This is a genomic window from Acidovorax sp. JG5 (assembly GCF_017939685.1).
Taxonomy (GTDB): Bacteria; Pseudomonadota; Gammaproteobacteria; order Burkholderiales; family Burkholderiaceae_C; genus Acidovorax.
The window spans coordinates 180517-200294 of the sequence record NZ_JAGKSE010000004.1 but is presented as its reverse complement, the minus strand read 5'-3'; the positions used below and the strand labels follow the sequence as shown (position 1 = coordinate 200294).

Here is a 19778-nt window from a genome sequence, read left to right as displayed (position 1 = left end):
GTCTAGGGGGGCGCAATTCCGGTGCGTTCCAGCACATCCCCCACCAGCTCCAGCCGGACCAGTGGGTTGTCAAGTTCCATCAGCTGCTGCTTGAGTTTCAGCGGGATGGGCAGCAGCTCGCACCAGCGGTTGGCAACCCAGCCGCAGTCGGCCAGTTGAGCGGGGGTGGGTGTGATGGCTGTAGCAGCGTCGGCGTCCCGTTCGCGCAGGGATGACAGCACCTGGGCAAGGGTGGTGGCGGTGGGCAGAAGATCCTCGGGAATCGGCACGGGCATGTCAGCGGCCAATTGCTCCACATTGGCAACCCACAGGCCGTGGGGCAAATGGCTGCGCTCTGTGATGCGAAAACGCTGGCTGCCGCGGCACAGCAGGGTGATCAACCCGGGCTGCGGGTTGTCGATCTTCTCGATCACGGCCAGGGTGCCGATGTCGTGGAATAGCTCGTCGGGCGCGCCCGCATGGCGCACCTCTTGGCCCTGCGTGAGCACCACGACGCCAAAGGGGGCGCCTGCATGGTGGCATTTGCGCACCATGTCGAGGTAGCGCACCTCGAACACGCGCAGCGCCAGCACTCCGCCAGGAAACAGCACGGAATGGAGCGGAAACAGCGGAAGGGATGACAGGGTGAGGGGTTGTGTCATGGGCGCAGGTCTTCGGCCGCTATCATCCCATGGCGCGGTCTTCTTGCGCTCGCGACCCACTCCAATTTGTCTCATCCATGCTCTACCAGATCGCCTCTTTCCTGCTCGACGTCATTGGTGGCCTGCTGACCGGGGCTTGCCTTTTGCGCCTGTACATGCAGTGGCAGCGTGTTTCGTTCTCGAATCCGGTCGGTGGGCTGGTTTTTGCGCTGACGGACTGGCTCATCATGCCGCTGCGCCGGGTGATTCCGCCCGTGGGGCGCTGGGATGTGTCGAGCCTGGTGGCCGCCGTGCTGCTGCAACTGGTGCAGTATTTCTTGCTCACATTGCTGCTGGGCGCCGCATCGGCATGGGCCTGGCTGCCGTGGCTGGCATTGTTCGGTCTGGCGCGCGTGGCGGTGTCGGGGCTGATCGGCTTGCTGATTGTCTTCGCCGTGATGTCGTGGGTGCAGGCGCGCTCACCCTTGGCCGATGTGATTGCACGGTTGTGCGAGCCCATCTTGCGGCCGTTTCGCCGTGTCATTCCGCTGGTGGGCGGCATCGATCTGTCGCCGCTGGCGGTGCTGGTGCTGCTGCAGGTCGTGATGATCGTGCTGGGCCATTTGCAGGCCAGCGTTCTGCGATGATCTGAAAATATCAGCGAAATTGGCCACTAGCGCTTATGGATAAAGCGCTGATAGCTATCAAAATAATAGTATCTTCATGCCGCCCGCGTGGCCCACCGCCCCTGTGTGCGGCTTTGCGCACGGGGCTGCCTGGGTTCACATCACGGCGTCGGCAGGCAGGCGTTGCAGCATGGCCAGACTGCGGGCCACGGTGTCGCGCAGTTCGCGGCGGTCGCAGATGAAGTCCACGGCGCCCTTGGTCTGCAGGAACTCGGCACGCTGAAAGCCCTCGGGCAGCGTCACGCGCACAGTGGATTCGATCACGCGGGGGCCGGCAAAGCCGATCAAGGCCTTGGGCTCGGCAATCACGATATCGCCCACAAAGGCAAAACCGGCGCTCACGCCGCCCATGGTCGGGTCGGTCAGCACGCTGATGTAGGGCAGGCCCTTCTTGGCCAGGCGGGTCAGGGCCGCGTTGGTCTTGGCCATCTGCATGAGCGACAGCAGGCCTTCCTGCATGCGCGCGCCACCGGTGGCGGTGAAGCAGAGAAACGGCACTTTCTGCTCGATAGCGGTTTCCACGCCGCGCACAAAGCGTTCGCCCACCACGCTGCCCATGCTGCCGCCCATGAAGTCGAATTCGAAGCAGGCGACCACCAGGTTGATGCTTTTGACCGCGCCGCCCATGACGATGAGGGCGTCGGTCTCACCGGTGTTTTCCAATGCTTCCTTCAGGCGCTCGGGGTATTTGCGGCTGTCCTTGAACTTGAGGGCGTCCACGGGCAGCACTTCCTGGCCGATTTCGTAGCGGCCTTCCGGGTCGAGGAAGGTGTTCAGCCGGGCCCGTGCACCGATGCGGTGGTGGTGGCTGCAGTGGGGGCAGACGTTCTGGTTTTGCTCCAGATCGGCCTTGTAGAGCACTGTTTCACAGCTCGGGCACTTGATCCACAGACCTTCGGGCACCTGGCGGCGCTCGGTAGGGTCGGTTTGCTGGATTTTGGCGGGCAGAAGTTTTTCGAGCCAAGACATGGTGTTTTCCTCTTCATTGGCCCGGCTTACGGCGAAGCTGGTGGGCGTTCGCCGGGCGAGCCGGGTGTGAATCTGTTGGCGCACCCCGAAGGTGCGCCGGGCTGCATTATGCGTCGAGCGCTTTTCGGATGCCGCGCAGGAAGTCGATCGTGATGGGCACCACCTTGGCGTGTTCCTGGTCTTCGATCAGCTGGATGATGCGGCTGCCGATCACCACGGCGTCGGCCACCTTGCCGATCGCCTGGGCCGTGGCGGCATCGCGGATGCCAAAGCCCACGCCCACGGGGATGTGCACATGCTGGCGGATGCGGGGCAGCATCTGCTCCACCGCAGCGGTGTCGAGTGCGCCAGAACCTGTGACACCCTTGAGCGACACGTAATACACATAGCCGCTGGCCACGCGGGCCACCTGGGCCATGCGCTCGTCGGTGCTGGTGGGGGCCAGCAGGAAGATCAGGTCCATGCCGTGTGCGCGCAGGCTGGCGGCAAAGGCTTCGCATTCCTCGGGCGGGTAGTCCACGACGAGCACGCCATCGACGCCAGCCGCAGCCGCATCGCGCACGAAGCTATCGGTGCCGTGTTGCTGGTCGTAGCGCTCCACGGGGTTGGCATAGCCCATCAGCACCACGGGCGTGGTGTTGTTGCGCTTGCGGAATTCACGCACATGGTTCAGCACCTGCACCATGCCAATGCCCAGGCCGAGGGCCTTTTCGCCCGCCTTCTGGATCACCGGGCCATCGGCCATGGGGTCGGAGAACGGCACGCCCAGCTCGATCACGTCGGCACCGGCCTCGACCATGCCGTGCATGAGGGCGGGGGTGATGTCGGCAAACGGGAAACCGGCGGTCACATAAGGAATGAGCGCCTTGCGGCCCTGGGCCTTGAGTGCGGAAAACGTGGATTCGATACGGCTCATTGGACCACCTTGATGGTTTGCTCGCCGCCCTTGACGGACTGCCCCTGGCAGCTGGGGCGGCAGTAAAAATCGGCGCCGCTGAGGTCGGCCACGGTGCCGATGTCCTTGTCGCCCCGGCCCGACAGGTTGACCAGGATGGACTGGTCGGGGCGCATGGTCTTGGCCAGCTTCATGGCGTAGGCCACGGCGTGGCTGGATTCCAGCGCGGGGATGATGCCTTCGGTGCGGCACAGGTAGTGGAAGGCGGCCAGCGCTTCCTGGTCGGTGATGCCGACATATTCGGCACGCCCGATCTCTTGCAGCCAGGCGTGCTCGGGGCCCACGCCGGGGTAGTCCAGGCCCGCGCTGATGCTGTGGGTTTCGGTGATCTGGCCATTGGCATCCTGCAGGATGAAGGTGCGGTTGCCATGCAGCACGCCCGAGCTGCCCTTTTGCAGCGATGCCGAGTGCTTGCCCGATTCCAGCCCCTCGCCCGCAGCCTCCACGCCAATCAGGCGGGTCTTTTCAAACGGAATATAGGGGTAGAAGATGCCCATGGCATTGCTGCCGCCGCCCACGCAGGCCACCACCACATCGGGCTGCGTGGTCGCTGCCTTCTGGGCGGCCAGCATTTCGGGCATCTGGTCGATGCATTCCTTGCCGATCACGCTCTGGAAGTCGCGCACCATCATGGGGTAGGGGTGGGGGCCCGCCACCGTGCCGATGATGTAGAAGGTGTTGTCCACGTTGGCCACCCAGTCGCGCATGGCTTCGTTGAGTGCGTCTTTCAGCGTCTTGCTGCCCGACTCGACGGGTACCACGGTGGCGCCCAGCAGCTTCATGCGGTACACGTTGGGGCTTTGGCGCTTGACGTCTTCCGCCCCCATGTACACCACGCATTCGAGGCCATAGCGGGCGCAGATGGTGGCCGTGGCCACGCCGTGCTGGCCGGCGCCGGTTTCGGCAATGATGCGCGGCTTGCCCATGCGTTTGGCGAGCATGGCCTGGCCGATCACGTTGTTGATCTTGTGGGCGCCGGTGTGGTTGAGGTCTTCGCGCTTGAGATAAATCTGCGCGCCGCCCATCTCGCGGCTGGTGCGCGCTGCGTGGTACACGGGCGAGGGGCGACCCACGAAGTGCTTGAGCTCGTAGTGGAACTCGGCCAGGAACTCGGGGTCGTGCTGGTAGCGGGCATAGGCCTCGCGCAGTTCCTGGATGGCGTGGGTCAACGTCTCGCTGACGAAGCTGCCGCCGTAGGGGCCAAAGTGGCCCGAGGAGTCAGGTTGCTGGTAGGAATTCATGGGGGATTCTTTGCAAGTTGTGCATCGGCCGCACGCACGGCGGCCACGAAGCGATGGATCTTGTCGGCGTCCTTGATGCCCTTCATGGGCTTGCCATCGGGGCCATCGGCCTCGACGCCGGAGCTGACATCAACGGCCAGCGAGAAGCCTCGCGGGCGTACTTGCACAATGCCATCGGTCACGTTTGCAGGCGTGAGTCCACCAGACAAAACGAGATGAGAGGCTACGCTTGGTGGAAGGAGTGACCAATTGAATGCCTTGCCGCCGCCGCCAAAACCGTCGACATGGGCGTCGAGCAGGATGGCTTGGGCTTTCGAGTAATCATGGGCGTATTTTACGAGGTCGAACCGCGCTGCACCGTCGCCCAGGGGAATGCGGGCTGCGCGCAGAAACGGCCGGGCGCCCCCCAGGGTGGAGGCCAGGCATTCGGCAGGGGACTCATCCCCGTGAAATTGGATTGTAGCGCCCGCCAGTAAAGCGCTTGCAGCTATGATATTTGAAGCGGTCTCGTTGACGAACAACAGCACTGGGGTGACGAAGGGTGGCAGGCGGTCGGCCAGTGCGGCAGCCCTTTGTGGGGAGACGGCCCGGGGGCTTGGGGCATACAGCACGAAGCCGATGGCATCCACGCCGGCGGCAACGGCTGCGTCCACATCCTGCTCGCGTGTCAGGCCGCAAACCTTGATGCGGGTGCGAATGCAGGAAGAGGGGTGTGGTTTTTCTGGCGGCAGGCTGCTCATGGCAGCCAATCATACGCAGCCGTGCGGCTGGGCAGGCCCCAGTGGGGTTCATAGACGGGGCCCTGAAAATACAGGCCATCGGGTGAAAAGGTGGGGGCTGCCGCATCTCGGGAGCGCGCAGCCAGCACCTCGCTGATCCATTGCGGGGGCTTTTTGCCCTGGCCCACGGCAATCAGGCAACCCATGATGTTGCGAATCATGTGGTGCAGAAAGGCGTTGGCCTCGAACTCGAAGCGCCAGTAGCAGGGTGCAAAGCCTTCTGACGGCGCTGCCCCGGTGGCCGGCGTGCGGGTGATGTCGATGCGTTGCAAGGTTTTGACGGGCGACTTGGCCTGGCAAGCCGAAGCCCGGAAGGAGGTGAAGTCGTGTTCACCCAGCAACTGTTGCGCGGCCTGCAACATGGCGGCGTGGTCGAGCGGGTAGAACACCCAGCCGACGCGGCCCGCATCGACGCTGGGGCGCACGGGCGACTGCAGCAGCACATAGGCATAGCGCCGCGCAGTCGCGCTGGCACGCGCGTGAAAATTTTCGGGCACCGGCTGGGCCCATTGCACCGCAATATCCGCTGGCAAAAAGGTGTTGGTGCCGCGCACCCACGACGACGCCGGGCGGTGCAGTGGCGTATCAAAGTGAACGACCTGCATGAGGCCGTGCACCCCCGCATCGGTGCGGCCCGCGCACAGCGTGCTGACCTGGTGCGTGGCAAAGCGGCCCAGGGCCGCTTCGAGATGATCCTGGATGGTGTTGCCCGACAACTGGCTTTGCCAGCCGCTGTAACGCTGGCCGTTGTAGGCCACCCCCATGGCCACCCTGGAGAGAGTGCCTGGGTCGGTGTCTTGCGGGGTGTCTGGATCGATGGGGCGCATCAGCCCAGGTCGGCCAGCAGCCGCTGGGCGCGGGCCTTGAGCGCCCCCGTGGATTCGGCAACCACTTCTTCGACCAGGGTGCGGGCCCCGTCGGTATCGCCGATGGCATTGAACTCATGCGCCAGCGCTAGCTTGGTGGCCAAGGGGTCGTCGGCATCGACGTCGCTGTCTGCTGCGGCGGGCGCCATTGCCGTGGCTGAGGCAGACTGGGAAGGTGCATCCAGGTCCAGCGTCAGGTCGCCCAGGTCGAACTCCATGGGAGCTGTTTCCATGGGGGCCATGTCGGTGGTGTCCTCCGTGGCGCTGTCCGTCAGCGACATGGCGTCGGACGGGAGCATGGTGAGGTCGTCGGAGGTCGGGAAATCGAGGTCGGCCATCGGCGGCGTCGCGATCGCAGGTGCGGCTGCCTCGGCGGGCTGGACGGCAGACAGCGATGCGGGCAGGTCAAGTTGCGCAACGGCTGCCAATTCGGTGTCGCTTTCCTCGGCGGCGGTTGCAGCTGCCGCCGCTGCGGCAAAGCCACCCGCAGCGGCTGGCGCCTCGGTTAGCGCATCTTCGGGCAAATCCAGATCGAGATTGAAATCCAGGTCGGGTGGCAGTGCTGCTGCGGGGGGCATGGCCATCACGGCGGCCGACAAAGTGGCCGGGGATGGAGCGGTGGCATCGCCTTGGTTCGTGCCAGGACGGCCGCCAGGCTGGTACACCGGGTTCTCCTGGTCCAGATCGCGGCCCAGTTCGCTGACATGGGTCCAGTCCGGACCTTCGCCTTGCGTCAGCTTGAACACATCTGCGGCCACTGCATCCAGGGCCTTGCGATCCTGCCGTTTGGCGTAAATCTCGGCCAGCTTGACGTGCACCGATACGCGGGCTGGATTGTGGCGAATCGCTTCCTTGAGGATTTCTTCGGCCTGGAGGTCGCGGCCATACGCCAGGTAAACGTCTGCTTCGGCCACGGGATCCACGTCACCGCCGGCATCGAGCTGGCTGGAAGAGTAGGCCATAGATGAGCCGGTGGTCATCTGGCTGTTGGCCGTGTCCACTTGCTGGCCGCCGCTGGCGCCAAAGAAGGAGTCGGGTTGCAGGCTGCTTGCCAGGAACGAACTGTCGACACCGGCATTGGCGCGACGTCGTTGCACCACGCGGTAGGCACCGTAACCGCCCAGCGCGATCAGTGCGAGGAGCCCCCCGGCAGGCACCAGGGGGTCTTCCATGAGGCCCGACAGGAAGCTCGGCTCGGGTGCAGGGGCTGGCGCTGGCACCGGTGCGGGCTTGGGTACAGGTTTTGGCGCAGGGGCGGATGCGGGTGCCGCGGCTTCTGCAGGCACGCTGGCTGCGGGGGATGCCGCCATGGCCGCGGGCTCGGAGGCCGCTGGCTGGATGGACGCCGCAGCCGGCATGGCTGCTGCCACTGCGCCGGGCGCGCTGGAGGCTGCGGCGGCAGGTGCACTGACCTGCGCAGACGCCGCGCTGAGCTTGTTCAGCTCGTTGATGTTTTTGGCCAGTTCGGCCATGCGGGCCGAGGATTCGCTGGCCTGCTTGTCTTTGGCCAGCTGGTCTTCTGCCGCCTTCTGGCCCGTCATGGCGCCCTTGGACAGGGTCAGCTTGTCGGGCGCGGCGGTTGCGGGTTTCTTGTCTTCGACCTGGGCTTGCACCGTGCCGCTGGCAGAGCGCTCTGCGGCCGCCACTTGGGCGGTGGGCGCTGCCGCAGCGAGTTTGCGGCGGAACACGTTGAAATCCCGGCTTTGTGCCGCCAGAACCTGGCGGGCTTCGCCCGGTGGGGTCGCCAATGCGGTTGCCTCGTCCGGCATTTGCAGCACGGCACCGGCCTTGATCCGGTTGACGTTGCCCTGGATGAAGGCGTCCGGGTTGGCGCGCATCAGCGCCACCAGCATCTGGTCCAGCGATACGCTGGCAGGGCGATACGTGTTGGCCAGGCGACCCGCCGTGTCGCCTGGCCGAACGGTGACACTGTTGGCTGAAGCGGGGCGTGGGCTGGCGGCTGCAGCGCTGCGGGGCGCACGCGGGGCGGAAGGCGCCGTTGCACGCGGGGCGATCGGTGCAGAACCCGTTTGCGCCTGGGCCACGGGGGCCGAAACCTGCGGTGCCGCGGTTACCGTGGGCGTTGCGCGGCGCAAGGCTGGCGGATCGAACAGCATGGTGTAGCTGCGCACGATGTGGCCGCTGCTCCAGGAGGCGTCGAGAACCAGGTCTATGAAGGGGTCGTTGACAGGGCGGTCGCTGGACAAGCGCAGCACCGCCGTGCCGTCGGTCCGCCGCTGCAGCTGCACGCGCAGATTGTTCACCGCCGGAGTGAACTCCATGCCCTGGGCACGAAAGACTTCGGGAGATGCCGTTTTGGCGCTCAGGGTGTCGGCCTCGGCCGGTGTGATTTGGGGCAGGTCGATTTCTGCGCGCAGTGGCTCACCAAGAGCAGATTGCACCGTAATGCGGCCCAGTGCGAGGGCGGAGGCATCGTCGGCATAAAAACCGGTCAAAGCGACGGCCGCGGCCGCCAGGACAGAAAATTTCCAACGATGCATGTGTGCCATCAAACGTGGTGGTTGTGCGGCTCGGTTGAGCGGCGTTGTTCTTCTCATGGATTGATCCCGCCCCGGCGCGTGAAAATATGTAAAAAGCACCATAGCATCAATGTTTTGCACTGACAAGCTGAGGTGGCGCCGAGGCTTTAGTCGAGGTGACGATGCTCTGTGTTGGGGTATTGATATGTTGCCAATTGCCAACGCGGCGTAACGGACTGTGTCAGCGTGCTGGGCGCAAAAAAGCGCGCGCAATTGGGGTTTGCGCGCGCTTTTGGGCAGGGTGTATCAGGCGTTCAGCAGAATGCGCAGCATGCGGCGCAGCGGCTCGGCGGCACCCCACAGCAACTGGTCGCCGATGGTGAAGGCGCCCACATACTCGGGGCCCATGGCCAGCTTGCGGATGCGGCCCACCGGGATGGTCATGGTGCCGGTCACGGCCACGGGGGTCAGGTCCTTGACGGTGGCTTCACGGGTGTTAGGCACCACTTTCACCCACTCGTTGTCGGCGGCGATCATGGCTTCGAGGTCGGCCACGGGCACATCCTTCTTGAGCTTGAAGGTCAGGGCCTGGCTGTGGCAGCGCATGGCACCCACGCGCACGCAGAAGCCATCAACCGGGATGGCGGCAGAGCTGAATCCCTCGCCCAGGCCCAGAATCTTGTTGGTCTCGGCCATGCCCTTCCACTCTTCCTTGGACATGCCGTTACCCAGGTCCTTGTCGATCCAGGGGATCAGCGAGCCGCCCAGGGGCACGCCGAAGTTGGCGGTTTCAGTGGCCGACAGGCTGCGCTGCTTGGCGATGACCTTGCGGTCGATCTCCAGGATGGCGCTCTTGGGGTCGTCGAGCAGGGCCTTCACTTCGGCATTCAGCGTGCCGTATTGGGTGAGCAGCTCGCGCATGTGCTGCGCACCGCCGCCCGATGCGGCCTGGTAGGTCTGGGTGCTCATCCACTCGACCAGACCGGCCTTGTACAGCGCGCCCACGCCCATCAGCATGCAGCTCACGGTGCAGTTGCCGCCCACCCAGTTCTTGCCGCCGTTGGTCAGCGCGTCCTTGATGACGGGCATGTTGACGGGGTCCAGGATGATCACGGCGTCTTTTTCCATGCGCAGGGTGGAGGCGGCGTCAATCCAGTGGCCGTTCCAGCCGGCCGAGCGCAGCTTGGGAAAGACTTCGGTGGTGTAGTCGCCGCCTTGCGCGGTGATGATGATGTCGCAGCGCTTCAAGGCGTCGATGTTGTACGCGTCTTGCAGCGTGGTTTCGTTCTTGGCCTGCGCGGGGGCCTTGCCGCCAGCGTTGGACGTGGAGAAGAACAATGGCTCGATCAGGTCGAAGTCTTTCTCTTCGACCATGCGGTCCATCAACACCGAGCCGACCATGCCGCGCCAGCCGACCAAACCTACCAACTTGCTCATTTCAACGCCCCTTTCAGATTAAGAAACAGTGCCAGACCAGACTGTTTGCCCCGGCTCGTCTGGCCAGGGAGGGCGCACGACGGTACCGGAGCTGGATCAGCCCTTAATGGTCGTGGTTTTGGTGGTGATTGCGCGCACAGCCACGCCTGCCAGGGCGGCAGTAGCGGTGTTCAGGGCGAACGGGCGGGCGGCAAACATGGGGGATGATTGTACCGGATGGCTGCATGGTGCCAACTTCCGGGGACGGGTCGCGCGCCTCGTGGACGCAAAAGGGCGGCACATGGCCGCCCTGGTGGAATGCAGTGAAGGATTACCCCAGCGCCTTCACCACCGCATCCCCCATCTGCGCCGTGCCCACCTTGGTGGTGCCTTCGCTCCAGATATCGCCCGTGCGCAGGCCTTGGGCCAGCACCTTTTGCACAGCGGCTTCGATGCGCTGGGCGGCGGCTTCCTGGTTCAGGCTGAAGCGCAGCATCATCGCGGCGCTGAGGATGGTGGCCAGCGGGTTGGCAATGCCCTTGCCGGCGATGTCCGGCGCGCTGCCGTGGCTGGGTTCGTACAGGCCCTGGTTGCTGCTGTTCAGGCTGGCCGAGGGCAGCATGCCGATCGAGCCGGTGAGCATGGAGGCTTCGTCCGAGAGGATGTCGCCAAACATATTGCCGGTGACCACCACGTCAAACGCCTTGGGCGCCTTCACCAGCTGCATGGCCGCGTTGTCCACGTACATGTGCTGCAGTTCCACATCGGGGTACTGCTGGCCCACTTCGGTCACCACGTCCTTCCAGAACTGGAAGGTTTCGAGCACGTTGGCCTTGTCCACGCTGGTGACCTTCTTGCTGCGCTTGCGGGCGGCCTGGAAGGCGACGTGGGCGATGCGTTCGATCTCTGGGCGGCTGTAGCGCATGGTGTCAAACGCTTCTTCGGCACCGGGGAAGTGGCCATCGGTGGCCACGCGGCGGCCACGCGGCTGGCCAAAGTAGATGTCGCCCGTCAGCTCGCGGATGATGAGGATGTCGAGGCCCGCGATCAGTTCGGGCTTGAGGCTGGATGCGCCCACCAGCTGCTCGTAGCAGATGGCGGGGCGGAAGTTGGCGAACAGGCCCAGGTTCTTGCGCAGGCCCAGGATGGCCTGCTCGGGGCGCAGCGGCCGGTCGAGCTTGTCGTATTTCCAGTCGCCCACGGCGCCGAACAGGATGGCGTCGGCTTCCTTGGCGAGTTGGAGGGTCGATTCGGGCAGCGGGTGGCCGTGGGCGTCATACGCGGCGCCGCCGACCAGGGCCGATTCCATCTCGAACTTCAGGTCGAGCGCCTGGAGCACCTTGACGGCCTCGGCGACGATTTCGGTGCCAATGCCGTCACCCGGCAGAACTGCGATTTTCATTGGTTTTACTTTGTTTTTGATAGCTACTAGCGCTTGTCTGGTAAGCGCTAGAGGCTGTTTTTGCTTGAAAATTGAATCAGGAGACCATCGAGTGCGCCAGCCACGGCTTGGTCGCCAGGCGCTGGGCTTCAAAGGCCTTGATCTTGTCGGACTGGCGCAGGGTCAGGCCGATGTCGTCAAAGCCATTGAGCAGGCAGTATTTGCGGAAGGCCTGCACCTCGAACGGGATCTCTTCGCCCTGGGGGCGCACGATGACTTGGCGCTCCAGGTCGATGGTGAGGTGGTAGCCGGGGAAGGCCAGCACTTGGTCAAACAGTTGGGCCACCGTTGCCTCGGGCAGCACGATGGGCAACAGGCCATTCTTGAAGCAGTTGTTGAAGAAGATGTCGGCAAAGCTGGGCGCAATCACGGCGCGAAAGCCGTACTGGTCCAGCGCCCAGGGCGCGTGCTCGCGGCTGGAGCCGCAGCCAAAATTCTTGCGCGCCAGCAGGATGGAGGCGCCTGCATAGCGCGGCTGGTTCAGCACGAAGTCGGGGTTGGGCTTGCGGCTGGCGGGGTCCTGGCCGGGCTCGCCGTGGTCCAGATAGCGCCATTCGTCAAACAGGTTCACGCCAAAGCCGGTCTTCTTGATCGACTTCAGAAACTGCTTGGGGATGATCGCGTCGGTATCGACGTTCTCACGGTCCATGGGGGCCACAAGGCCCTGGAGCTTGGTGAATTTCTGCATGGCGTTCTTTGTTATTTGGCGGCGCGCTCGATGGCGTTGCCGGCCTTGCCAATGTCCTGGCCCACGCCCTTGACGGTGTTGCAACCCGCCAGCACAAAAGCGGCGGACAGGGCGATGAGGGTGGCAATCTTCTTCATGGCGGTCTCCTTCAGGCGAATTGGCGAATGTCTACAAAATGGCCGTGCACGGCGGCGGCGGCGGCCATGGCGGGGCTGACGAGATGGGTGCGGCCACCAGCGCCCTGGCGGCCTTCAAAGTTGCGGTTGCTGGTGGATGCGCAGCGCTCGCCGGACTCCAGGCGGTCGGCGTTCATGGCCAGGCACATGCTGCAGCCGGGCTCGCGCCACTCAAAGCCTGCGGCGACAAAGATCTTGTCCAGGCCTTCGCGCTCGGCCTGTTCCTTGACGAGGCCCGAGCCGGGCACCACCATTGCCAGCTTCACGTTGCTGGCCACCTTGCGGCCCAGGCTCTTCACCACGGCGGCGGCTTCGCGCATGTCTTCGATGCGGCTGTTGGTGCAGCTGCCGATGAACACCTTGTCGATGGTGATGTCGTTGATCGCCTTGCCGGGTTGCAGGCCCATGTAGGTCAAGGCGCGTTCGATGGCGCCGCGCTTGTTGGCGTCTTTTTCCTTGTCGGGGTCGGGCACGCGGGCATCCACGCCCAGCACCATTTCGGGCGAAGTGCCCCAGGTGACTTGCGGCACGATGTCGGCCGCGTCGAGCTTGACCACGGTGTCGAACTTCGCGTCGGGGTCGGAGTGCAGCGTCTTCCAGTACGCCACGGCCTGATCCCATTCCACGCCGGTGGGCGAGAGGGGGCGGCCCTTGACGTATTCAATGGTCTTGTCGTCCACCGCCACCAGGCCCGCGCGTGCGCCGCCTTCGATGGCCATGTTGCACACGGTCATGCGGCCTTCCATGCTCATCGCGCGGAAGACGGAGCCTGCAAACTCGATGGTGTAGCCCGTGCCGCCCGCCGTGCCGATCTTGCCGATGATGGCCAGCACCACGTCTTTCGGTGTCACGCCATTGGCGAGCTGGCCGTCCACCTGCACCAGCATGTTCTTGGCCTTCTTGGCCAGCAGGGTCTGCGTGGCCATGACATGCTCGACCTCGCTGGTACCGATGCCGTGGGCCAGCGCGCCAAACGCACCGTGCGTGCTGGTGTGGCTGTCGCCGCAGACCACCGTCATGCCGGGCAGGGTGGCGCCGTTTTCGGGGCCAATCACATGCACGATGCCCTGGCGCTTGTGCATGAAGGGGAAGAACGCGGCGGGCGTGATCTGCGCCATGTTGTCGTTCAGCGTGGTGATTTGTTCCTTGCTGATCGGGTCGGTGATGCCGTCGTAGCCGTTTTCCCAGCCGGTGGTGGGTGTGTTGTGGTCGGCCGTGGCCACGATGGAACTCATGCGCCAGACCTTGCGGCCCGCCTCGCGCAGGCCTTCAAAGGCCTGGGGGCTGGTCACTTCGTGCACCAGATGGCGGTCGATGTAGAGGATGGAGGTGCCATCTTCTTCGGTGTGGACGACGTGTTCGTCCCAGATCTTGTCGTACAGGGTGCGTCCCATGGCGGTCTCTTTTCGTGGGTGGGGGTAAGTTGGATTTTAGGTCGGCGTGAAAGTGCCGGGCGACGGGCGAACCAGGTGTTCCACCAGCAGCCGCGCGGTGACGGGCAGGGCATCGAAGTCGCGGGCCACCACGCGCAACTCGCGCTGGGCCCAGGGGTCGGTCAGGGGCACCGCCTGCAGCCGGCCCACGCCGTGCATGAGGGCAAAGGCCCGGTCGGGCAGCAGGCCCACGCCCAGGCCGTTGTCGATCATGCGGCACATGGCATCCAGCCCCGTGACCTGAATGCGCTGGCGCAGTGGGCGCCCAGCGGCAGCGGCGGCGGCGCGCATGGCCAGGCTGATGCTGCTGTTGGCGTGCAGGCCGACAATGTCCCAGTCCAGCACTTCTTCAAAATGAATAGCAGCTTGCGCAGACAGGGCGTGCGCTGCGGGCACAACCAGCACTAAGCGATCGGTGCGATAGGGGCGGCTTTGCAGGTCGGCGGCGGCGGGCCCGCCGGTGTTGCAGATGCCCAGATCGGCCGCGCCTTCCTGCACGGCGTGCAGCACATCGCTGGAGAGGTGTTCCTGCAGGTCGATCTTGACCTGGCTGTGCGCGCGCGCAAAAGCGCCCAGGTCTTCGGGCAGAAACTGCACGATGGCCGAGATGTTGGCGTGCATGCGCACATGGCCGCGCACCCCTTCGGCGTATTCGCTCAGTTCGCCCTGCATGCGCTCCAGGCCAAACAGCACCGTGCGCGCATGGTGCAACAGGCTTTCGCCCGCCGGCGTGAGGGTGACGCCCCGGCTGTGGCGGTAGAGCAGGGCGGTGTCCACGGCGGTTTCCAGGTCGGACAGGCGCTTGCTGACGGCCGATGCTGCAATGAACTCGCGCTCCGCCGCGCGGCCGATGCTGCCGAGCTCGCACACCGCGACAAAGAGTTGCAGCGAGGTCAGGTCAATGCGGCGCGCAAAACTGCGCTCGGAGCTTTTCATGGGTTGGGGCGTAGCCTTCTTGTTTTGAGAAGACTTCGCATTTTCCACCCAATTTTTCGTGTTTGTCATCGCAGAACACGATGGCATTCGTCGTGCAAGGGGTTAGTTCATCAAAAAAGTGAGCTGTTGGCGCTTGATTTCAATGCTCTTCAGAGGCTTTTATCGCTCAAATCCAATAAAGACGAGCGCAAGGTGCTCATCTTTTTGATGCGTTGCGCTTGTCGCGCAGTCCATTGCGCGCCCTCAGGCGGTCAGTGTGCTGCCATGCTCGGGCACTGCGGCGCGCCAGCGCAGTTCATGCTCGATGCGCTGGCGCAGCATGTCGGCCGCGCCCATCTCGCCGTGCACCACGTAAACCCGGTCGGGCGCATGGCCCATGCTGCGCAGCCAGGCCAGGGTCTGGTTGGCGTCGGCGTGGGCCGAGGCGGCGGTGAGTTGCACCACTTCGGCGCGCACCGCAATGTCCTGCCCGTGGATGCGGGTGGTCTTTTCGCCGCTGGCGATGCGCGCGCCGCGCGTGCCTGGCGCCTGGTGGCCGGTGATGATGACCATGTTGCGGTGGTCGCCCGCATACAGCGCCAGGTGGTGCAGCACGCGCCCGCCCGTGGCCATGCCGCTGGCCGAAAGAATCACCATGGGGCCGTGGCGGCGCGCCAGGGCCTTCGATTCTTCGGTGGTCTGCACCATGGTGGCGCCGTGCGAGAGGGCGTCTGCCTCGTGCGCCGTCAGCCGGTGCTCGCCCGCGTGGTGCGCGAACAATCCTGTGGTGCTGACGGCCATGGGGCTGTCCAGAAACACCGGCAGTGAACGCGGAACCACGCCCTGCTTCTTGAGCAGGTTGATCGCATGCAGCACCGCCTGCGCGCGGCCCACGGCAAACACCGGCACCACGGCCACGCCGCCGCGCTGGGACAGGCGTTGCAGGGCGGGGGCCAGTTCCTGCAAGATGTCTGTTTGCGGGTGCTGGCGGTCGCCGTAGGTGGACTCGACCAGCACCGTGTCGGCCTGGGGTGGTGCCTCGGGCGGGTTCATGACCAGGTCGTCGGGGCGGCCCAGGTCGCCCGAGAACAGGATGCGCCGACCGCCCACTTCCAGCAGCACGCTGGCCGCGCCCAGGATATGCCCGGCCGGCGTGAAGCTCACGCGCCAGCCAGCAATGGGCTCAAACGCCTTGTGGTAGGCATGGATGCGGAACTGCTTCATGCAATGCTGCGCATCCAGCCGGGTGTACAGCGGCAGCGCCGGTGCGTACTGCGAGAGCTGGTGGCGGTTCAAAAAGGCGGCGTCTTCTTCCTGTAGGTGGCCGCTGTCGGGCAGCAGGATGGCGCACAGGTCGCGCGTGCCGGTGGTTGCGTGAATGGGCTTGATGTAGCCGTCGCGTGCCAGCAGGGGCAGGTAGCCGCTGTGGTCCAGGTGCGCATGGGTCAGCACCACGGCGTCGATCTGGTGGGGCGTGAGGGGCAGGGGCTGCCAGTTGCGCAGGCGCAGCTGCTTGTAGCCCTGGAACAGGCCGCAATCGACCAGCATGCTGTGGCCGTTGTGGCGCACCAGGTATTTGGAGCCGGTGACGGTGCCCGCACCGCCCAGAAAAGTGATGGTGACGTCCATAGCGATTCTCCCTGCGTGCAATGGCTGCCATCGTAGCGGCCTGCGCCGTCCTTCGGCTCACGGCGGAGCGGGGCGTCATGTGGTTCAGGTCAAGCTGCGTTGGCAAAGACTGCAGGAAAGCGGGAAAGGGGCTCGCGGGGGGTAAGAAAAAAGGCTGCCCGGCGTGGTGCGGGGCAGCCTGGTGCGAAACGCGAAACGCGAAACGCGAAACGCGGGGCGCGGGGCGCGTGGCGCCTTGCGCGGCGCCCGGTGTTCAGCTGAAGAAGTTCTTCAGCCGGTCGGTCCAGCTATCACCGCTGGGCGAGTGGCGACCGCCGCCCTTCTTGAGCGATTCTTCCAGCTCGCGCAGCAGCTTGCGCTGGTGTTCGGTGAGCTTGACGGGCGTTTCCACCGCGATGTGGCAATACAGGTCGCCGGGGTAGCTGGCGCGCACGCCCTTGATGCCCTTGCCGCGCAGGCGAAACTGCTTGCCGGCCTGCGTGCCTTCGGGAATGTCGATGGCCGCCTTGCCGGCCAGCGTGGGCACCTCGATCTCGCCACCCAGGGCGGCGGTGATGAAGCTCACCGGCACCTGGCAGTGCAGGTCATCGCCATCGCGCTCGAAGATGTCGTGCTTCTTCAGGCGGATCTCGATGTACAGGTCGCCCGGCGGGCCGCCGTTGGTACCGGGCTCGCCATTGCCGGTGCTGCGGATGCGCATGCCGTCGTCGATGCCGGCCGGAATCTTCACTTCCAGCGTCTTTTGCTTCTTGAGCTTGCCCTGGCCGTGGCAGGTGGTGCAGGGCTCGGGAATGATCTTGCCGGTGCCGCGGCAGTGCGGGCAGGTTTGCTGCACGCTGAAAAAGCCCTGGCGCATCTGCACCGTGCCGCTGCCCGTGCAGGTGGAGCAGGTCTTGGCGCTGGTGCCGGGCTTGGCGCCGCTGCCGTGGCAGGTGTCGCAGCTTTCCCACGACGGAATGCGGATCTGCGCATCCTTGCCGCGCGCGGCTTCCTCCAGGGTGATTTCCATGGCGTAGCTGAGGTCGCTGCCGCGGTACACCTGCCGGCCCCCCGCGCCGCGCCGTCCACCCTGCTGGCCGAACATGTCACCAAAGATGTCGCCAAAGGCCTCGGCAAAGCCGCCAAAGCCTTCGGCACCGGGCCCGCCGGGGCCGCGCATGTTCGGGTCCACGCCGGCGTGGCCGTACTGGTCGTAGGCCGCGCGCTTTTGGGCGTCCGACAGCATTTCGTAGGCCTCTTTGGCCTCTTTGAACTTTTCTTCGGCGCCCTTGGCGGTGTCCCCCTGGTTGCGGTCAGGGTGGTGCTTCATCGCCAGCTTGCGATAGGCCTTCTTGATGTCTTCTTCCGAGGCGTTTTTGGGAACACCCAGGATTTCGTAATAGTCTCTTTTCGACATGGTCTTTCTGCGCCCGGTTGGAACAGGAACGCCGCGCCGGCCTTGGAACCTCGGTTGAAAGGTCCTTCGGGCCCCGCGCGGCGGCTGGGGTCAATGGGGGCTTGTTCAGCCTTTCTTGACTTCCTTCACTTCAGCATCGACCACGTTGTCGTCGTCCGCAGGCTTGGCCGAAGAAGCCGATGCACTGGCCGCGTCCGCGCCACCGGCTGCCTGGGCCGCCTGCGCCGCCTGGGATTCGGCATACATCTTCTCGCCCAGCTTCTGGCTGGCGGTCATCAGTGCCGTGGTCTTGGCATCGATGGCGTCCTTGTCTTCACCCTTGAGGACTTCCTCCAGCGCCTTGACGGCAGCAGTGATGGCGTCCTTTTCGCCCGCATCGAGCTTGTCGCCATGCTCGGCCAGGCTCTTGTTCACGCTGTGCACGGCGGCTTCGCCCTGGTTGCGGGCCTGGATCAGTTCGAGCTTTTTCTTGTCGTCGGCAGCGTTCAGCTCGGCGTCCTTCACCATCTGCTGGATTTCTTCTTCCGACAGGCCCGAGTTGGCCTTGATGGTGATCTTGTTTTCCTTGCCCGTGCCCTTGTCCTTGGCGCCCACATGCAGGATGCCGTTGGCGTCGATGTCGAACGACACTTCGATCTGCGGCGTGCCGCGCGATGCGGGTGGAATGCCTTCCAGGTTGAACTCGCCCAGCAGCTTGTTGCCCGAAGCCATCTCGCGCTCGCCCTGGAAGACCTTGATGGTCACGGCCGGCTGGTTGTCGTCGGCCGTCGAGAAGGTCTGCGCGAACTTCGTCGGGATGGTCGTGTTCTTGGTGATCATCTTGGTCATCACGCCGCCCAGGGTCTCAATGCCCAGCGACAGCGGCGTCACGTCCAGCAGCAGCACGTCCTTGCGGTCGCCCGACAGCACCTGGCCCTGGATGGCCGCGCCCACGGCCACGGCTTCGTCGGGGTTCACGTCCTTGCGGGGTTCCTTGCCGAAGAATTCCTTGACCTTGTCTTGCACCTTGGGCATGCGGGTCATGCCGCCGACCAGGATCACGTCGTTGATGTCGGACACGCTGATGCCGGCGTCCTTGATGGCCGTGCGGCAGGGGGCGATGGTGCGCTCGATGAGCTCTTCCACCAGGGCTTCGAGCTTGGAGCGCGAGAGCTTGATGTTCAGGTGCTTGGGGCCCGAGGCGTCGGCCGTGATGTAGGGCAGGTTGATGTCGGTCTGCGCGCTGTTGGACAGCTCGATCTTGGCCTTTTCAGCGGCTTCCTTCAGGCGCTGCAGGGCCAGCACGTCCTTGGACAGATCGACGCCTTGCTCTTTCTTGAACTCGGCAATGATGAAGTCGATGATGCGCTGGTCGAAGTCTTCGCCGCCCAGGAAGGTGTCGCCGTTGGTGGACAGCACTTCAAACTGCTTTTCGCCATCCACGTCGGCGATTTCGATGATGGACACGTCGAACGTGCCGCCACCGAGGTCATACACGGCAATCTTGCGGTCGCCCTTTTCCTGCTTGTCCAGGCCGAAGGCCAGCGCGGCTGCTGTGGGCTCGTTGATGATGCGCTTGACTTCCAGGCCGGCAATGCGGCCGGCGTCCTTGGTGGCCTGGCGCTGGGCGTCGTTGAAGTAGGCGGGCACGGTGATGACGGCCTCGGTGACGGGTTCGCCCAGGTAATCTTCGGCGGTCTTCTTCATCTTGCGCAGAATGTCGGCGCTGACCTGTTGGGCCGAGATCTTGGTGCCGCGCACTTCGACCCAGGCGTCGCCGTTGTCGGCGGCCGTGATCTTGTAGGGCATCAGGTCGATGTCCTTTTGCACTTCTTTTTCGGTGAACTTGCGGCCGATCAGACGCTTGATCGCGTACAGCGTGTTCTTGGGGTTGGTCACGGCCTGGCGCTTGGCCGAGGCACCGACCAGCACTTCACCGTCTTCCTGGTAGGCCACGATCGACGGCGTGGTGCGGGCACCTTCGCTGTTTTCGATCACGCGCGTGGTGTTGCCTTCCATGACGGACACGCAGCTGTTGGTGGTGCCCAGATCGATACCGATGATTTTTCCCATGTTCTTCTCCGCAATGTTGGAATGGTTGGATGACTA

At 64.6% G+C, this 19778-nt stretch carries 16 protein-coding genes and 1 pseudogene; 1 reads left to right on the top strand and 16 read right to left on the bottom strand.

Translation table 11 applies throughout. From position 1 onward, the window contains the following. Positions 1-2: 2 nt before the first annotated feature. Entirely contained in the window at positions 3-641 is a 639-nt protein-coding gene (locus tag J8G26_RS06780) for an LON peptidase substrate-binding domain-containing protein (protein WP_210568364.1), read from the bottom strand. Positions 642-718: 77 nt separating this feature from the next. Here J8G26_RS06780 and J8G26_RS06775 point away from each other — a divergent pair, with 77 nt between their 5' ends. After that, the gene (locus tag J8G26_RS06775; protein WP_210568363.1) at positions 719-1267 is read left to right on the top strand and encodes a YggT family protein; all 549 of its coding nucleotides are present in this window, start codon (positions 719-721) and stop codon (positions 1265-1267) included. A gap of 135 nt (positions 1268-1402) precedes the next feature. Here J8G26_RS06775 and accD read toward each other — a convergent pair whose 3' ends face one another. From accD to dnaK, 15 genes and pseudogenes are all read right to left on the bottom strand, one after another. Further along, positions 1403-2275, bottom strand: a complete 873-nt coding sequence (gene accD / locus J8G26_RS06770) for an acetyl-CoA carboxylase, carboxyltransferase subunit beta (RefSeq protein ID WP_210568362.1) — start codon at positions 2273-2275, stop codon at positions 1403-1405. Positions 2276-2381: 106 nt separating this feature from the next. Beyond that, positions 2382-3191, bottom strand: a complete 810-nt coding sequence (gene trpA, locus J8G26_RS06765) for a tryptophan synthase subunit alpha (protein ID WP_210568361.1) — start codon at positions 3189-3191, stop codon at positions 2382-2384. Next, a complete protein-coding gene (gene trpB / locus J8G26_RS06760; protein WP_210568360.1) occupies positions 3188-4471 on the bottom strand; it encodes a tryptophan synthase subunit beta in 1284 nt (427 codons plus the stop codon). The genes trpA and trpB overlap by 4 nt, the downstream gene beginning before the upstream one ends. Continuing rightward, positions 4449-5211, bottom strand: a pseudogene (locus J8G26_RS06755) (phosphoribosylanthranilate isomerase). Before J8G26_RS06755 ends, trpB begins: the two are co-directional and overlap by 23 nt. Further along, on the bottom strand, positions 5208-6077 hold the full coding sequence (truA, locus tag J8G26_RS06750) for a tRNA pseudouridine(38-40) synthase TruA (RefSeq protein WP_210568359.1): 870 nt from the start codon (positions 6075-6077) through the stop codon (positions 5208-5210). The pseudogene J8G26_RS06755 and the gene truA overlap by 4 nt, the downstream one beginning before the upstream one ends. Continuing rightward, the gene (locus J8G26_RS06745; RefSeq protein ID WP_246881268.1) at positions 6077-8617 is read right to left on the bottom strand and encodes a FimV/HubP family polar landmark protein; all 2541 of its coding nucleotides are present in this window, start codon (positions 8615-8617) and stop codon (positions 6077-6079) included. The genes truA and J8G26_RS06745 overlap by 1 nt, the downstream gene beginning before the upstream one ends. A gap of 285 nt (positions 8618-8902) precedes the next feature. Beyond that, positions 8903-10033, bottom strand: coding sequence for an aspartate-semialdehyde dehydrogenase (gene asd / locus J8G26_RS06740; RefSeq protein WP_210568357.1), 1131 nt, complete (start codon positions 10031-10033; stop codon positions 8903-8905). Between the two features lie 310 nt (positions 10034-10343). After that, positions 10344-11414, bottom strand: a complete 1071-nt coding sequence (leuB, locus tag J8G26_RS06735; protein WP_210568356.1) for a 3-isopropylmalate dehydrogenase — start codon at positions 11412-11414, stop codon at positions 10344-10346. A 76-nt stretch (positions 11415-11490) separates the two neighbouring features. Further along, positions 11491-12141 (bottom strand): 3-isopropylmalate dehydratase small subunit, encoded by a 651-nt coding sequence (gene leuD, locus J8G26_RS06730; RefSeq protein WP_210568355.1) that lies wholly within the window; start codon positions 12139-12141, stop codon positions 11491-11493. Between the two features lie 11 nt (positions 12142-12152). Continuing rightward, a complete protein-coding gene (locus J8G26_RS06725; RefSeq protein WP_210568354.1) occupies positions 12153-12278 on the bottom strand; it encodes an entericidin A/B family lipoprotein in 126 nt (41 codons plus the stop codon). Between the two features lie 11 nt (positions 12279-12289). Further along, complete coding sequence (leuC, locus tag J8G26_RS06720) at positions 12290-13711, bottom strand: 3-isopropylmalate dehydratase large subunit (protein ID WP_210568353.1); 1422 nt, start codon at positions 13709-13711, stop codon at positions 12290-12292. A 36-nt stretch (positions 13712-13747) separates the two neighbouring features. After that, complete coding sequence (locus J8G26_RS06715) at positions 13748-14686, bottom strand: LysR family transcriptional regulator (protein WP_087744393.1); 939 nt, start codon at positions 14684-14686, stop codon at positions 13748-13750. Between the two features lie 243 nt (positions 14687-14929). Further along, positions 14930-16294, bottom strand: coding sequence for an MBL fold metallo-hydrolase (locus tag J8G26_RS06710; RefSeq protein ID WP_210568352.1), 1365 nt, complete (start codon positions 16292-16294; stop codon positions 14930-14932). A 253-nt stretch (positions 16295-16547) separates the two neighbouring features. Then, a complete protein-coding gene (gene dnaJ, locus J8G26_RS06705) occupies positions 16548-17690 on the bottom strand; it encodes a molecular chaperone DnaJ (protein WP_087744396.1) in 1143 nt (380 codons plus the stop codon). A gap of 105 nt (positions 17691-17795) precedes the next feature. Then, on the bottom strand, positions 17796-19742 hold the full coding sequence (dnaK, locus tag J8G26_RS06700; protein WP_087744398.1) for a molecular chaperone DnaK: 1947 nt from the start codon (positions 19740-19742) through the stop codon (positions 17796-17798). Between the last annotated feature and the right edge of the window lie 36 nt (positions 19743-19778).

What these genes read in the sequence shown, in the direction of transcription:
- J8G26_RS06780 (WP_210568364.1), bottom strand. Translation starts at nt 641, where the DNA reads ATGACACAACCCCTCACCCTGTCATCCCTTCCGCTGTTTCCGCTCCAT.
- J8G26_RS06775 (WP_210568363.1), top strand. Translation starts at nt 719, where the DNA reads ATGCTCTACCAGATCGCCTCTTTCCTGCTCGACGTCATTGGTGGCCTG.
- accD (WP_210568362.1), bottom strand. Translation starts at nt 2,275, where the DNA reads ATGTCTTGGCTCGAAAAACTTCTGCCCGCCAAAATCCAGCAAACCGAC.
- trpA (WP_210568361.1), bottom strand. Translation starts at nt 3,191, where the DNA reads ATGAGCCGTATCGAATCCACGTTTTCCGCACTCAAGGCCCAGGGCCGC.
- trpB (WP_210568360.1), bottom strand. Translation starts at nt 4,471, where the DNA reads ATGAATTCCTACCAGCAACCTGACTCCTCGGGCCACTTTGGCCCCTAC.
- truA (WP_210568359.1), bottom strand. Translation starts at nt 6,077, where the DNA reads ATGCGCCCCATCGATCCAGACACCCCGCAAGACACCGACCCAGGCACT.
- J8G26_RS06745 (WP_246881268.1), bottom strand. Translation starts at nt 8,617, where the DNA reads ATGCATCGTTGGAAATTTTCTGTCCTGGCGGCCGCGGCCGTCGCTTTG.
- asd (WP_210568357.1), bottom strand. Translation starts at nt 10,033, where the DNA reads ATGAGCAAGTTGGTAGGTTTGGTCGGCTGGCGCGGCATGGTCGGCTCG.
- leuB (WP_210568356.1), bottom strand. Translation starts at nt 11,414, where the DNA reads ATGAAAATCGCAGTTCTGCCGGGTGACGGCATTGGCACCGAAATCGTC.
- leuD (WP_210568355.1), bottom strand. Translation starts at nt 12,141, where the DNA reads ATGCAGAAATTCACCAAGCTCCAGGGCCTTGTGGCCCCCATGGACCGT.
- J8G26_RS06725 (WP_210568354.1), bottom strand. Translation starts at nt 12,278, where the DNA reads ATGAAGAAGATTGCCACCCTCATCGCCCTGTCCGCCGCTTTTGTGCTG.
- leuC (WP_210568353.1), bottom strand. Translation starts at nt 13,711, where the DNA reads ATGGGACGCACCCTGTACGACAAGATCTGGGACGAACACGTCGTCCAC.
- J8G26_RS06715 (WP_087744393.1), bottom strand. Translation starts at nt 14,686, where the DNA reads ATGAAAAGCTCCGAGCGCAGTTTTGCGCGCCGCATTGACCTGACCTCG.
- J8G26_RS06710 (WP_210568352.1), bottom strand. Translation starts at nt 16,294, where the DNA reads ATGGACGTCACCATCACTTTTCTGGGCGGTGCGGGCACCGTCACCGGC.
- dnaJ (WP_087744396.1), bottom strand. Translation starts at nt 17,690, where the DNA reads ATGTCGAAAAGAGACTATTACGAAATCCTGGGTGTTCCCAAAAACGCC.
- dnaK (WP_087744398.1), bottom strand. Translation starts at nt 19,742, where the DNA reads ATGGGAAAAATCATCGGTATCGATCTGGGCACCACCAACAGCTGCGTG.